This window comes from Phyllobacterium sp. MT110, assembly GCF_058792715.1.
In genome coordinates this window covers 559,683-573,810 of record NZ_JBXAFE010000002.1, presented here as the reverse complement: position 1 = coordinate 573,810, position 14,128 = coordinate 559,683, and the positions used below count along the sequence as shown (strand labels likewise).

The 14,128-nt window shown below is 60.1% G+C and carries 14 protein-coding genes; all 14 read right to left on the bottom strand.

Annotation, left to right across the window (positions count from 1 at the left end; all coding sequences use genetic code 11):
• Positions 1-78 precede the first annotated feature (78 nt).
• Entirely contained in the window at positions 79-1,452 is a 1,374-nt protein-coding gene (gene tilS / locus AC1Q5O_RS14420) for a tRNA lysidine(34) synthetase TilS (protein ID WP_492563779.1), read from the bottom strand.
• Positions 1,433-2,431, bottom strand: a complete 999-nt coding sequence (gene ybgF, locus AC1Q5O_RS14415) for a tol-pal system protein YbgF (RefSeq protein WP_492563777.1) — start codon at positions 2,429-2,431, stop codon at positions 1,433-1,435. The genes tilS and ybgF overlap by 20 nt, the downstream gene beginning before the upstream one ends.
• A 164-nt stretch (positions 2,432-2,595) precedes the next feature.
• Positions 2,596-3,099: a peptidoglycan-associated lipoprotein Pal gene (gene pal, locus AC1Q5O_RS14410; protein ID WP_223613651.1), complete on the bottom strand. Its 504-nt coding sequence runs from the start codon at positions 3,097-3,099 to the stop codon at positions 2,596-2,598.
• 233 nt (positions 3,100-3,332) lie between these two features.
• Positions 3,333-4,649, bottom strand: a complete 1,317-nt coding sequence (gene tolB, locus AC1Q5O_RS14405; protein WP_223613652.1) for a Tol-Pal system beta propeller repeat protein TolB — start codon at positions 4,647-4,649, stop codon at positions 3,333-3,335.
• Positions 4,650-4,678: 29 nt separating this feature from the next.
• Positions 4,679-5,782 carry a cell envelope integrity TolA family protein gene (locus tag AC1Q5O_RS14400; RefSeq protein ID WP_223613653.1) on the bottom strand — a complete coding sequence of 368 codons (1,104 nt, stop codon included), beginning with the start codon at positions 5,780-5,782 and terminating at the stop codon, positions 4,679-4,681.
• A gap of 6 nt (positions 5,783-5,788) precedes the next feature.
• The gene (tolR, locus tag AC1Q5O_RS14395; protein WP_105734449.1) at positions 5,789-6,235 is read right to left on the bottom strand and encodes a protein TolR; all 447 of its coding nucleotides are present in this window, start codon (positions 6,233-6,235) and stop codon (positions 5,789-5,791) included.
• Positions 6,236-6,268: 33 nt separating this feature from the next.
• The gene (gene tolQ, locus AC1Q5O_RS14390; protein ID WP_105734448.1) at positions 6,269-6,979 is read right to left on the bottom strand and encodes a protein TolQ; all 711 of its coding nucleotides are present in this window, start codon (positions 6,977-6,979) and stop codon (positions 6,269-6,271) included.
• Between the two features lie 354 nt (positions 6,980-7,333).
• Positions 7,334-7,801: a tol-pal system-associated acyl-CoA thioesterase gene (gene ybgC, locus AC1Q5O_RS14385; protein ID WP_223613654.1), complete on the bottom strand. Its 468-nt coding sequence runs from the start codon at positions 7,799-7,801 to the stop codon at positions 7,334-7,336.
• Between the two features lie 85 nt (positions 7,802-7,886).
• Complete coding sequence (gene ruvB / locus AC1Q5O_RS14380) at positions 7,887-8,927, bottom strand: Holliday junction branch migration DNA helicase RuvB (RefSeq protein WP_223613655.1); 1,041 nt, start codon at positions 8,925-8,927, stop codon at positions 7,887-7,889.
• A gap of 40 nt (positions 8,928-8,967) precedes the next feature.
• On the bottom strand, positions 8,968-9,585 hold the full coding sequence (ruvA, locus tag AC1Q5O_RS14375) for a Holliday junction branch migration protein RuvA (protein ID WP_223613656.1): 618 nt from the start codon (positions 9,583-9,585) through the stop codon (positions 8,968-8,970).
• Positions 9,582-10,109 carry a crossover junction endodeoxyribonuclease RuvC gene (gene ruvC, locus AC1Q5O_RS14370; RefSeq protein ID WP_105734445.1) on the bottom strand — a complete coding sequence of 176 codons (528 nt, stop codon included), beginning with the start codon at positions 10,107-10,109 and terminating at the stop codon, positions 9,582-9,584. Before ruvC ends, ruvA begins: the two co-directional genes overlap by 4 nt.
• Positions 10,110-10,204: 95 nt before the next feature.
• Positions 10,205-10,735 carry a protease adaptor protein RcdA gene (rcdA, locus tag AC1Q5O_RS14365; RefSeq protein ID WP_426136507.1) on the bottom strand — a complete coding sequence of 177 codons (531 nt, stop codon included), beginning with the start codon at positions 10,733-10,735 and terminating at the stop codon, positions 10,205-10,207.
• A 359-nt stretch (positions 10,736-11,094) separates the two neighbouring features.
• Complete coding sequence (locus tag AC1Q5O_RS14360; protein WP_492563772.1) at positions 11,095-12,741, bottom strand: acyl-CoA synthetase; 1,647 nt, start codon at positions 12,739-12,741, stop codon at positions 11,095-11,097.
• 99 nt (positions 12,742-12,840) lie between these two features.
• Entirely contained in the window at positions 12,841-14,064 is a 1,224-nt protein-coding gene (locus AC1Q5O_RS14355) for an OpgC family protein (protein WP_492563770.1), read from the bottom strand.
• Between the last annotated feature and the right edge of the window lie 64 nt (positions 14,065-14,128).

Sequence of the window (14,128 nt, the reverse complement as noted above, 5' to 3'; positions counted from 1 at the left end):
ACAACCGCAAGGACGCGGAATTTACACGTAACATAGGTTCGAAGCGTGGCCTTGCCAAGGCTGGCAATCAAACTGAGATCAATTCTTATCAATCTGGTTTACAGAAAATCGCTTGTAATCCTGCAAACCAAACAATTTTGCCACGCTGGCGGCAAGGTTTTCATCATAGCCTGAAAGGATATGATCGAACAGGGCGACGTGTCGTGTCACCTCGACCCCCGCGGGCACATTCCCGTGATGCGGCCCCGGATACGGCAATGCCGGAACAGCAACAATCCGGCCCTCGACCACAAGAGCCGGGCTGGATGCGATCGAAGCGCGGTGCACATTCCCGCAGCCGCTCTCCTGCAAAAACACCATCCCGTCATCGCCCGCCGCCCTGATCCGCAGCGCGATCGGCACGCCGTTCGACACGCGGTAACGCCCATCCCAGACGATGGTGCAACCGGGTGCGATGACGGCATCGGGAATCGAACGCATTTCACGGTATATGGTTACGCCCGTCTTAACCCGCTGGATTATGCAGCGGCCAAGGCTCATGCGGCGGGGGTCATCCGCGCCGGTGAGATGGCGGACGGCCTTGCCGCATTCCTGCACGGACGGCAGAAACGACAGGCCGCCCATGGCCGCCAGCAGAACCCCCATGGCGAGACGTTGGGCAGCATCGCCGTATTGATCGAAGCCCGCAGTGTTCACCTCGGCCCTGACGCCGTCCGCCACCGTGACATGACCCAGCAAGAGCTTCGCCGCCTCGCTGTTGACGGCAAGCCGCTGCGCGCCGTTGCGGGCAACGCGCGCTGGAATGTCACCGCTGCCCCGTTCCTGCAGCGCCGTCCTGACCTGCACCCGTTCGGACTGCGGGTTTGCATTGGACGGATCGTCGCGCCAGACGATCCCCCGCGTGCGCAGATAGCCGCGCAAGTCTTCGCGCCTGATCCCGAGCAGCGGCCTGACCAGCCATGTCTCCCGCTCGAGCAGGGTGAACCGCGCCATGCCGGCAAGGCCGCGTTCGCCGCCGCGCGCCGCGCGCATCATGAAGGTCTCGTTCTGATCGTCCAGCGTATGGCCGGTCAGGATCACATCGGTTGCCGCTTCGCCGGCGGCGGCGCAAAGCAGCCGGTAGCGGGCCTCCCGCGCCTTGGCGGACAGTCCGGTGGCGGGCTTGGCTCCGGCCCAGTTGACAATACGGTGGTCGAGACCCGCTGCCTTGCACAGGTCGGCGACATACAGGGCCTCCTCCGCTGATTCCGCCCGCAGCCCATGATCGACGGTGACGGCAACGATACGGGGAAAGGCGGCCCGGCTTCTGCGCAGATCATCAAGCAGGAAAAGCAGAGCGAGAGAATCGCTGCCGCCGGAAACGGCAGCGACGACCGCCGTCAGACGGTCGAAATCGATTCCAGTGAAAATCTCTTCCGGATCGAGGCGATGGTCAGCATTTGTTGGCGGCACGTTCATTCTTCACGCGCTCTTTGAGCGCGACCGAGAGGCTGGGATAGCGTGAGCTCACCGTTGCAAAGGTGGCGCAGGCGACATCGTGGTCCTTCATCTTCGCCAGCGTCATGCCGAGCTTGAGCAGGTTTTCCGGGCTCTTCTTGGAATCGGGAAACTGCTTGTGGTTGTCGATGAAGACCGATGCCGCTTCCTGGTAGCGTTCCTGGCCATACAGCGATTCGCCGAGCCAGTAGCGCGCGTCGGGATCGGAGGGATCTTTCGGGAACCGCTCGATATGGCTGCGGAAGGCAGCTTCGGCATTGCGATAATCGCCGGACAGGAACAATTGATAGGCCTGCCGGTACAGCGCATTGGGATCATCCGTCTGCGGCAGCGACGCAAGGCTGGGATTGGCTGCCGGAGCGGTGTCGTTCCTTGTTTCACCGATTACGTTGCCATTGGCATCGAACTCAATCTGTCCAAGCGCGCGCGGCGGTTCGCCGACCTGCGGAGCATTGGGCTGAGGGTCAATAGCAGCGGAATCGGTGCTGTCGGATGGGGATGTCCGCGACGGAGCTGCGGGATAAGCGGAGGCATCTGGCGATGCCTCCCCTGTTGTCCGAGAAGGCGCGGCACCGGCAACCGTACGGTCGCCCTTGCCGCCGGCATCGGTTTTCTTACCGCCGCCCTTCTTTTCCAGTTCCTGGAAACGGAACTCATTGTCTTCCTGAACCTTGCGCATCTGCTCCTGCATTTGCAGCAACTGGAAATTAAGGTCTTCGATCTTGCCTGTCAGCTGCCTGATCTGCTCTTCCAGCTGGCTGACACGCGGATCGCCTGCCTGAGCCATAAGGATCGGCGCATCACTCTTCCCGACATTTGCCTTCGGCGCAGCGGGAAAAAAGCTGCCATCAAGGTTCGAGGCATGGCTGGCGCCGGTTGCCAGAAAAGGCAGAACCGCCACAGCCATAACCAATCTTTTCAGTCGTTTGTTCATTCCTTTACCGCCCCTGATATGGGAATTTAACCACCGCAACGATTTACGGCGAACCTATCTAACACGAGCAACGCGACTTCGGCCAAATTTTGTTTTGATCGCGGGTGAGACAAAAAAAGCGGCCCGAAGGCCGCTTTTCTGCAGTCACATCAGAGATGTATGGCTTAGCTGCCAGCACCGCCGAGAACGGTAACGGCACGGCGATTCTGCGACCAGCAGGAGTCGGCATCGCACACGGCAACCGGACGTTCATTACCATAGGAGATGGTCTTGATGCGGGCAGCCGGCAGGCCGCGCGACGCGAGGAAGTTGCGGGCCGCAGCCGCACGGCGCTGGCCGAGAGCCAGATTGTATTCGCGTGTGCCGCGTTCGTCCGCATGACCTTCAACGGTGATGGTATAGTTGGGGTAGCGCTGCAGCCACTGAGCCTGCTTGGAGAGGGTCTGCTGGGCATCCGCACGGATGACGGAGGAGTCGACATCGAAGAAAATGCGATCGCCAACATTGACCGTGAAGTCCTGGGTCGAACCCGGGCGGGCACTACCGGCACCGTTCAGGCCAAGATCACCGGCGCTGTTGATAGGTTTCTTCGCACAGCCCGCAATAGCGAGAGCCATGAAAAGGGCGACGACAACTGGACTGCGGGCGATCATTTCGAAGCGGCGCATAGCCTGGACTCCTTAAGAATTGAATTGTTTCGGTGAACAAGCAGTAACCATATCGAGGTTAAGGCCAGTTCAAGAAACAGGGTTAATCCACTCTTAACACCAGGATTAACAGCGAAATCAGTGAATGTCCTGCATCCTTAATGCAAACAATGCGGCGGAAAAACGACATTCGCGGCAATGTTGAGATAACATCGCCGCGAATGGTCTTAAATCATCCATTGATCAGGATGCGATCACTCGAGAAGCGGTGACCATGCCGGATCCGATGCCAGATTGGGTGTCTGGATCTGGCGCAGGTTGCGGCCCGTCAGGTCGATCGTGAACAGATGCGGGCTGTTCGATCCGGGAGGGAAGCGGTAGAACATCAGGACGCGGCCGTTGGGAGCCCAAGTCGGGCCTTCATCGTGATAACCGCTGGTCAGGATGCGCTCACCCGAACCGTCCGTCTTCATGACGCCGATGGAGAACTGTCCGCCCGACTGCTTGGTGAAGGCGATCAGATCGCCGCGCGGCGACCAGACCGGCGTGGAGTAGGAACCGTCGCCGAACGAGATGCGCTGCGGGTTCGAACCATCCGCGCCCATCTTGTAGATTTGCGGCCGGCCGCCACGGTCGGATCCGAACACAACCTGCGAACTGTCGGGTGAATAGGATGCACCGGTATCGATGGCGCTGGTGCTGGTCAGGCGGGTCGTCGTGCGGCTGCGCACATCCATCGCATAGATATTGGCGCTGCCGTCATCCTGCAGAAGGCTCATGGCCACTTTCTGCCCGTCGGAGGAGAAGCGCGGCGCAATCGTCATGCCGGGGAAGTTGCCGACGAGTTCACGCTGTCCGGTTTCCAGCTGCAGGAGATAAACCTGCGGCTTGGCGCCTTCGAACGACATATAGGTGATTTCCTGGCGGCTCGGCGAAAAGCGCGGTGTCAGCACCAGGTCCTTGCCATTGGTCAGATAGCGCACATTGGCACCGTCCTGATCCATGATGGCCAGACGCTTGACGCGCTTTTCCCGGGTGCCGGATTCATCGACAAACACGACGCGCGTGTCGAAGTAGCCTTTTTCGCCCGTCAGCTTCTGGTAGATGGCATCGGCAATGATGTGGGCGACGCGGCGCCAGCTGTCGGGCGAGGTGAAGAACTGCTGCCCGTCAAGCTGCTGGCCGGCGAACGTATCCCAGAGGCGGAACTCCGCCTTGAGCCTGCCATCCGGCTGCTTGGTGACACGGCCGGTGACAAGCGCCTGCGCATTGATGACTTTCCAGTCCTCGAAACGCGGTGCGGCATCGGGATTGGAAATCTTCTCGATGAACGCGCCCTTGTCGATCGGGGCAAAAAGGCCGGACCGTTCCAGATCGGCTGCAATGACGCCCGTAATATTGGCACCAAGCTGATCGCCGGAAAGGAAATCCGTGATGGCGATGGGCATCGGCTCGACAACACCCTTGGTGATATCGAGTTTAAGCTCAGCCCGTGCTGGCAGTATCGCGATTGCCAATGTCGCAACAAGCGTCACGAAGATTGGGAAAATAGTCCGGGTAATTTTCAGCATAAGTTCAGGGCCCTCTTTTGGCTGGCCTATTAGTCATCTACAGCGGGATGGAACGTCAGTTCGACAACGTCCCAGCCACCTGCATATTTGTCCTGTGGCAGATTGTACGGAGCGGTGCGCATTACCGCCCGCAGCGCACTGCTCTTTGCCGCACTCAGCACCGCAGCATCGCCGCCGCTGCCGGTGACGGTCGGCGTGCCGTCAATTTCGCCGGTCTTGGTGAGGCGGAACTTGACCACCACGACCATGTCCGGGAAGTCAGGCGCACCGACCGGCTTGATCCAGTTCTTCGAGATAAGTCCGCGCAGCGCGTCCATCTCGTTCTGGCTGAGCTTGGCGCCGCCGGTCGATTTGGTGGCGCCGAGCGATGCCTGCTCCGTCGAACGCTTGGCACCGCCGCCGGAAGGCTTCTCGTGATTGAGCAATTCGGCAACCTGATCGGCAATCCCGCTCTTGTCTTTGGACGGTGTCGGCGCGGTCTTGGTGGGTTTCGGCGTTTCCTTGGTTTCCTTGCGCTCCGGCGTCGTCGCGGTCTGCGCCTGGGCAGGCTTGGGCTTGTCCTCTGGCTTCGCCACGTTCTGCGGCAGCTTGAAGGCTTCCTCGGCCGGCTTTTCCGCCTGCGGCGTTGGCTCGACCTTCGGCGCATCCGGTGTCGGTGCCGGCTTGGAATCATTGATCGCCGCCGTGATCGGGTCCGGCGTGACGTCCTGCTTCGGCTTTGCCTCCGGCGCTATTTCCGTCGCCGGGACCGGAACCGGTTTGGTTTCCGGCTTCACTTCAGGCTTCGGATCCGGCTTGGCAACAGGTACGTCCGATTGCTTCGGGGCCTCGGCCGACTCCACGACCTTTGGCTTGGTCGAAGGGATCGGCTTGGTCTCGACATCTGTTTCAGCGTCACCGATGATTTGCGCATCCGGTTTGGTCTGCGGCTTTTCCGTCGGCTTCGGCGTTGCCTTTTCGGCCTTCGGCGCCTTTACGTCACCCTTCTGCAACTGGCTTGTATCGGAGATGATTTCGATCGGCAGCGATTCGGAATTGGCCAAATCCATCGGTTTTGGCGCAGAAAAGGTCAACAGCCCCCAGCCGAGGATAACGGCGTGGATAATGGCGGAGGATGCAACACTCGTCTTCATGACTTATCAGCTGCCTTCCGGAAGGCTGACGAGACCGATATTCTTGAATCCGGAACCGGAAATGCGTGCCATGACCTTCATGATCGTGCCATAGTCGGCAGCCTTGTCACCTTTGACAAAGATGCGTTCTTCATAGCCGGTCTTGGCGATCGCCTGGAGTTTCGGGACGATTTCCTCGATCGGGATTTCAGTTTCCTGCAGGAAGACCTGGCCCTTCTGGTTGATCGTCACATAGATCGGGTTGGTTTCGCTGTTCAGCGCCTTGGCCTGGGTTTCCGGCATATCGATGGGCACGCCCACCGTCATCATCGGTGCCGTCACCATGAAAATGATCAGGAGCACGAGCATGACGTCGACCAGCGGCGTCACGTTGATTTCACTCATCAACGCCTTGCTGGCACGGCCGCGCCGGCCGCGTCCCCCTGAACCCTTGTTACCAACAGACATGCCCATGGCATTCAATCCCGCACTTGTAAAATCAGTTGCTTAAGAACGCGGCGCCAGCTTCTCATCGATTTGCCGCGAGAGTATGGCGGAGAACTCGTCCGCAAAGCCTTCCATGCGTGCCGTCAGTTTGCCCGCATCGCTTGACAGTTTGTTGTAGGCGATAACCGCCGGGATGGCGGCAACCAGGCCAATGGCCGTCGCCAGCAGCGCTTCGGCGATACCGGGCGCGACAACCGCGAGGCTGGTGGACTTCGAACCGGCAATGCCCATGAACGATGTCATGATGCCGATGACCGTGCCGAACAGGCCGATGAAGGGGCCGGCCGAACCGATGGTCGCCAGGAAGCCGAGGCGGGCGGCAAGAATATCACTTTCGCGTGAAAGGGCGACATCCATCGCCTTGTCGATACGCATCTGCAGGGCGATGGGGGAACGGGCGCCCTTTTCGAAGGACTTTTTCCACTCGCGCATCGCGGCGATGAAAATGGAGCCCATGCCGGTCGTGCGCTTTTCGCCCAGGTTGCGGTAAAGCTCTTCCAGCGACTGGCCGGACCAGAAAACCTGCTCGAAACGGTCAAAGGCGCGCTTGGCGCGACCATAGCCGAGTACCTTGTCGATGATGATCGCCCAGGTCCAGATGGAAGCACCCAGAAGGCCGATCATGACCAGCTTGACGATGAATCCGGCCTGCCAGAACAATCCCCAGAGGGAGACGTCCGATGTCTGAACAGCAACCGCTAAATTTTCCATATCCACTACCCTCGAATCCGAAAACCCGGTATTTCAACCGGGCTGCAATCGTCTCTCATACCCGTGCTTGGTCCACCGAAGTATAAATGGTCCGGCAATACGACCACGCGCCACTTTATTTCTTTGGAACCCGGCCGAACGCCTGACCGGCATCCATCGTCGCTCACTAAATTTCGAAAGCCACGTTCTGAGACCGGACTTTTTCCAGTATTCATACCGCGGCTTCTCACGGTTAATTTTGGTAAAACGAAGGCGTTAACGCAAAACACCCCGTTTCATGGCCTTATTCATGGTTTGTTATGGTTAAGGATCAGTTATGATTCAGCGCCTGTGCGTCATTTAAACGCCATGACATCAGGATTCCGGCTGAAAAAGTTTGATCCATTCCGCGGGAAACCGGCGCGGTCGTCCGGCATTGTTGATCAGTGCCGCTTCGACAGCAGCTGAAATCAGCAGATCATCGCCCCGTTTGATGGTCTGGGCCATTTTGACCCGCGCGCCGGAGATTTCCGCCGTGCGCGTTTCGATCGTCAGCACGTCATCGATGCGGGCGGCGCCCCGGAAGTCGATTTCCATGCGCCGCACCACCCAGACAATGCTTTCGCCATGCTTGCCGTCGGCAAGTTCCGAGTGGTGAACGCCAAGCAGGCGCAGATAATCGGTGCGGCCGCGCTCGAGAAATTCCAGATAGCGCCCGTGATAGACAATGCCGGAGAAATCCGTGTCGGCATAATAGACCCGCGCCAGGAGACGGTGGCCGAAGGAAGTGAGTTCACCGGCAAGGCCGCCGAGGGGCGGCAGGGAAGGATTGTTTTCGCTCATAATCCCTCCTTTTGCCGGTACAGCCGGCGTTTTGTCCAGTGCGATTATGCGCGGTGCGGCACGCGCGTTCCAGGGTAAGGCCCCATCAATCCTCGTCTTCCTGAAACAGGCTGATCTGCTGGATGGTGTCGGACGGTGCGTTCAGGCCCAGATGTTTCCAGGCATTGGCGGTCAGCATGCGTCCGCGCGGCGTGCGCTGGATAAAGCCCTGCTGGATCAGGTAGGGTTCGATGATATCCTCGATCGCATCGCGCGGTTCGGAAAGCCCCGCGGCGATGGTTTCGATGCCGACGGGTCCGCCGCCGAAATTGTGCGCAATCATCGAGAGGTAGCGCCGGTCGAGCTGATCGAGCCCCAGCGCATCGACCTCGAGACGCAGCAGCGCGGAATCGGCCGTCTGACGGTCGATGGAATCCTTGCCGTCGACAATGGCAAAGTCGCGCACCCGGCGCAGAAGCCGCCCGGCAATGCGCGGTGTGCCGCGGGCGCGCCGCGCCACCTCAAGCGCCCCGTCATCGGTCATGCCGATGCCCATGATGCGCGCGCCGCGCCGGACGATATGCTCAAGCTCCTCGACCGTATAGAAATTCAGGCGGACGGGAATGCCGAAACGATCCCGCAGCGGCGTTGTCAGAAGCCCGAGACGCGTCGTCGCCGCCACCAGCGTGAACTTGGCCAGATCGATCTTGACCGAACGCGCCGCAGGCCCCTCGCCGATGATCAGGTCAAGCTGGTAGTCTTCCATGGCCGGATAGAGAATTTCCTCCACCGCCGGATTGAGACGATGGATTTCATCGATGAAGAGAACGTCGTTTTCTTCCAGATTGGTCAACAGCGCAGCCAGATCGCCCGCCTTGGCAATCACCGGCCCGGACGTCGAGCGGAAATTGACGCCGAGTTCCTTGGCCATGATCTGCGCCAGCGTCGTCTTGCCCAGACCGGGCGGCCCGACGAAGAGCACGTGATCCAGCGCCTCGCCGCGTGATTTGGCGGCTTCGATGAAGACCTTGAGATTGGCGCGCGCCGCTGCCTGCCCGACAAAATCGTTAAGCGTCTGCGGGCGCAGCGACGTGTCGGCGTCTTCGCCGCGCTTGTCGGGGGTTATCAATCGGCTGACATCACTCATGCGGATGTCCTCGCACAGTGTGCGGTATCAGGCAACCATGTCACCGGGAAAGTTCCTTCAGGCCAAGCCGGATCAGCTTGGCGGAATCAGCCTCCTCGCCCGCATCGCGCAGGGCGGCGCTGATGGCATTGGCGGCCTGGTCGCGCGAATAGCCGAGATTGGTCAGCGCCGATACGGCATCGGCAACCGGCGCCGGGGCAACGCCCTCGCCCAGTTCCTGCTTGAGGCCGATCGTGCCCATGGCCTCGCCGGCAAAGGCTGGCGCCTTGTTCTTCAGTTCGATGACGATGCGTTCCGCCACCTTCTTGCCGACACCCGGTGCGCGGCTGACCATGGCGATGTCGCGCAGCGCAATCGCATTGGCGAGATCAGAGGGCGACAGGGTTCCCAGAACGCTCAGCGCGACTTTGGCACCGATGCCCTGCACGCTCTGCAGCAGGCGGAACCATTCCCGTTCCAGCGCCGTGCCGAAGCCGAACAGCCGGATCAGGTCCTCCCGCACATAGGTCTCGATGAGCAGCACGGCCGCTTCACCCGGCCCCGGCATGTTCGACAGCGTCCGCGCCGAGCAATAGGCGACGTAGCCGACGCCGTGCACATCGAGGATCACGTGATCCTCGGCGATTTCATCGACAGTGCCCTTGAGTTTTCCGATCATAGCTGTGCCGCCAGTTTCCGTTCGATGGCAATGCGGCCGATGGCGCTTTGCCGGTGATGCGCGTGACAGATGGCAACCGCCAGCGCATCCGCCGCATCGTCCGTATCGAACGTTGCCTTGGGCATCAGCACCTTGACCATCATGTGAATCTGTTTCTTTTCCCCATGCCCGACGCCGATCACCGCTTTCTTGACCGCATTGGGGGCATATTCGGCAACGGGCAATCCCGCCAGCGCGGGAACGAGCAGGGCGATACCGCGCGCCTGACCAAGTTTCAGCGTCGCCGTGGCATCCTTGTTGACGAAGGTGTGTTCGACCGCCGCCTCGTGCGGCATCTGGCCGTGAATGATTCCGGCAAGCCCGTCATGCAGCTGGCAAAGACGCGAGGCGAGATCAAGCTTGGCGTCGGAAAGGATCGTACCCGAGGCGACAAAGCGCAGCGAATTGCCGAGCGTCTCGATGATGCCCCAGCCGGTGCGGCGCAGGCCGGGATCAATGCCAATGATGCGAATCGCTTCTTTCATGTCGGGACCTTATCGAGCTGTCAGGGAACTTGACAGCAGAAAGGTGAACAAAAGAGAAACAAACCGCCCTGTTATGCACGATTATCGTGCTGTCATCAGCGATGGGCGAAGGCGGTGGCCAGCAGGCTGATCTGATCCGAGACCGGGTTGGTCGTCAGCATCCGCCTGTGGGCCGTGCTGGCGCCCTCATTATAGATCTCGTCATCCATCTGGCGGACGCGGGCCTGCAGGCGCAGCGAACGGTGCACCAGATCGCAATAATCAAAGGGTATCTCGTCCCAGCCTTCGACGGTTTCCGGGGCGGAATCCGTATCGAGCCGCACTTTCGCCTTTTCGGACAGCACTTGTTCCTGAGTCATTTCTCCGCTGCGCGATGCCCGCTGCAACAGCAGCCACGAGGCAACCTGCATGAGACGCGTCGTCAGCCGCATGGATTCGGCCGCATAGAGCGTGGCGGCAACGCGGCTCAGCCGCTTGGCTTCCGCCCGGCCTTCGCCGTCGAGATAGGCAGCCGCCTCCTCGACCAGACCCATGCCTTCGTCATAGATATGATTGAACGTTTCCGAGCGGACCATGCGGTCGGCCAGCCGGATTGTATTGTCAGCGTGGTATTCCTGTTCAACCATGTCATGCCCTGTCATTAAAAATCCGCTGATTCTCAAAGCAGCGCTCTCTTACTGGGACAGCAAGCGGATCACCACAACGGCCAACGGGTAGTATTCCCCATCAACCTGCCCGTATGCACACATGAGCGCAAGTTTATCCTTAATAAAGGGTTAACGTCAGGGTCGCCGCAGAGATATGAACATAAAAAAAGAGCCGCAAAACGTGGCGGCTCTCAGGAGTCTAACAGGGAGGCGTCAAACAAAGTGGCCAAACCACTTGGTAAGAATCCAGAAAACTGGATGATCAATTTATAGCTTGTAATGCTTAACAAGTGGTTAATGCCGACAGCACAGTTGCAATCAATCCGCCCCGCAACGCCTCAATCCTGCATCAGCCTGGCGCGTTTGCGCAGCTCGAACTTCTGGATTTTCCCGGTCGATGTCTTCGGTATGTCTTCGAACAGCACGTGCCGCGGCACCTTGAAGCGCGCGAGCAGGGTGCCGCAATGGGCGATCAGCTCCTCTTCCGTCGTCGTCTGGCCCGGCTTCAGCTCGACGAAGGCAAGCGGCGTCTCGCCCCACTTGTCATCCGGCCGCGCCACGACCGCACAGGCGGCCACGGCCGGGAACTTGTAGAGCGCGTCCTCCACTTCGATGGACGAAATGTTTTCGCCGCCGGAAATGATGATGTCCTTCGAACGGTCCTTCAACTGGATATAACCGTCCGGATACATCACGCCGAGATCGCCGGAGTGGAACCAGCCGCCTGAAAAGGCCGCATCGCTGGCCGGCCGGTTTTTCAGGTACCCCTTCATGACGATATTGCCGCGGAACATCACCTCGCCGATCGTCTCGCCGTCGGCCGGCACGGGCTGCATGGTTTCGGGATCGAGCACCGTCAGATCTTCGAGCGCCGTATAGCGCACGCCCTGCCGCGCCTTCTTGGCGGTGCGCGAGGATGCCTCCAGCGCATCCCATTCATCCTGCCATTCATTGACGACAGCAGGGCCGTAGGTCTCTGTCAGGCCATAGAGATGCGTGACCGCAAATCCCGCCTCAGCCATGCCGGCCAGAATGGATTCCGGCGGCGGTGCGGCAGCCGTATTGAACGTCACCGTTTGCGGGAAATCGCGTTTATCCTTGTCAGCCGCATTGATCAGCACCGACATGACAATCGGCGCCCCGCACAGATGCGTGACGCCCAGATCGGCAATGGCATCGTAGATCTGCTTTGCCCGTACCCAGCGCAGGCAGACATGGGTGCCGAACTGCAGGGCCAGCGTCCATGGAAAACACCAGCCGTTGCAGTGGAACATCGGCAGGGTCCACAGATAGACGGGATAGCGCCCCATGCCGGAGGCGACCACATTGCCATAGCCCATCAGAGCCGCGCCGCGATGGTGATAGACAACCCCCTTCGGATCGCCTGTCGTGCCGGATGTATAGTTGAGGGTGATCGAATCCCATTCGTCATCGGGCATCGCCCAGGCGTAATCCGGGTCCCCGCTTGCGACAAAGGCCTCATAGTCCACCGCGCCGAACGGTTCGCCCTGCGGATAGGGTGCGTCGGCGGGATATTGCGTGTCGACGAAATCAATGACCAGCGGCTTGACCCTGGCGAGTGCCAGCGCCTCGCGGAAAACCGCCGAAAATTCCGTATCGACAATGGCAATCCTGGTTTCCGCGTGATCGAGCTGGAAGGCGATGACCGCCGCGTCGAGGCGCGTGTTGATCGAATGCAGCACCGCCTTCGTCATCGGCACGCCGAAATGCGCCTCCAGCATGGGCGGCGTGTTGGACAGCATCACCGTGACCGTATCGCCCTTGCCGATACCGCGGCGCGACAGTGCCGACGCCAGCTGCCGGGTGCGGCGGTAGAACGTGCCGTAATCGAAGCGCTGCGCACCATGTATGATCGCCGTTCTCGACGGATAGACCCGCGCTGCCCGTTCCAGATAGGTCAGCGGCGTCAGCGGCTGGTAATTGGCCGCATTACGCTCAAGATCACGATCAAAGATTCCACCCATGCACGCCTCCCAACGCTTCCGTGGGGAAAGCTTAGACCAAGCCAGCAAACGATGGCTATCGGTTTTTCCGGGCCACCCGGCAAAAGCCGGTGCGTGCGGTCAGGAGACCGCCGACTTGGCGGCTCCGGATTTCATGCCCGAATTCATCGCCGCGGCATTGACCGGCCGGCCGGCAATCACCAGCTTCGATTTCGCCGGCTGCGCCTGCGGCAGGGCAGGACGCGTGTTGCCCCATCCGATGCTCGGCAGCCATTCCAGGTAATGGGCGAGGGCAAACTGCGCCATGATTCCGCTGGCGATCAGCAGCGTGTCATCCAGCTCGTCGCCGGGGTTCATCACCTTGACGATCTGGGCGACCATGGCAAGGATCGTGCCGGCGACAAACACCGGCAGCGAATGCTTGCCGAGGATGGCGAGCGGATGGTCTTCCGGCGTCCGCGCCAGGTTGGAAATGGCCGGCACCGAGACGATGACATAGGCGATCGCCAGGATATGCGCCAGGCGGGTCAGCGACAGGAAGGTCTTGTCGAAACCGGTGATCACCATCGGCAATCCCATCGATGTATTGACGCCCCACAGCGGTACCCGCACCCAGATCAACGCCAGCAGGATATAGCCGACCGCGACACCGAACAGGTATTTGTTGAACGGGATTCGCCCGCCCCGGCGCACATGCATCACGCCGGCAATGCCGATGACGAACAGGAACTGCCATGACAACGGGTTGAGGAACCAGACGCCTTCGGTCGGGTAATTCGGCGGTGCGATCCGGTAGACACCCGATACCAGCCACAGGAGCCCGGACGCCCCGACCATCAGCGACAGGCTGATATTGGCGAGGAACAGGAACAACGGCAGCATGAGCAGCAGCACGCCGTACATCGACAGGATATTGTTGTAGCCAAGCTGATGCCCCATCGTCGCAAGGCCGATGAGCGCCTCGGCCGGGCTGTCCATCAACGGCCCGATATTGATGAAGGACATGAATTCCGGGCGGTTGAGATAAAGCCCGGCGGCGCAGAAGATCGCCAGCGTGGCGACCGTCGTCAGGATATGGGCGCTGTACAGTGTCGCCGCCCGGCGCCATGCCTTCAGCGTGATCAGGAAGCGGCTGCCCGGTTCAAATTTGGCCCCATAGGCAAGACCGACGGAAATGCCGGAGATCAGCACAAAGGCCTCTGCCGAATCGGAAAATCCGAAATTCCTGTGGGTGAGATGTTCGAAAACGGTTCCCGGCACGTGATTGATGAAGATGGTCAGCAGTGCCAAAGCCCGGAAGACATCAATGCGGGTATCCCGCTGTTTGAGCTGCGTCTGTGTCATAGCGTTCACCCATTCCTGTCATGCAATATTCAATCACAGCACTCCCGGCCTCGTGAGGGAGCGG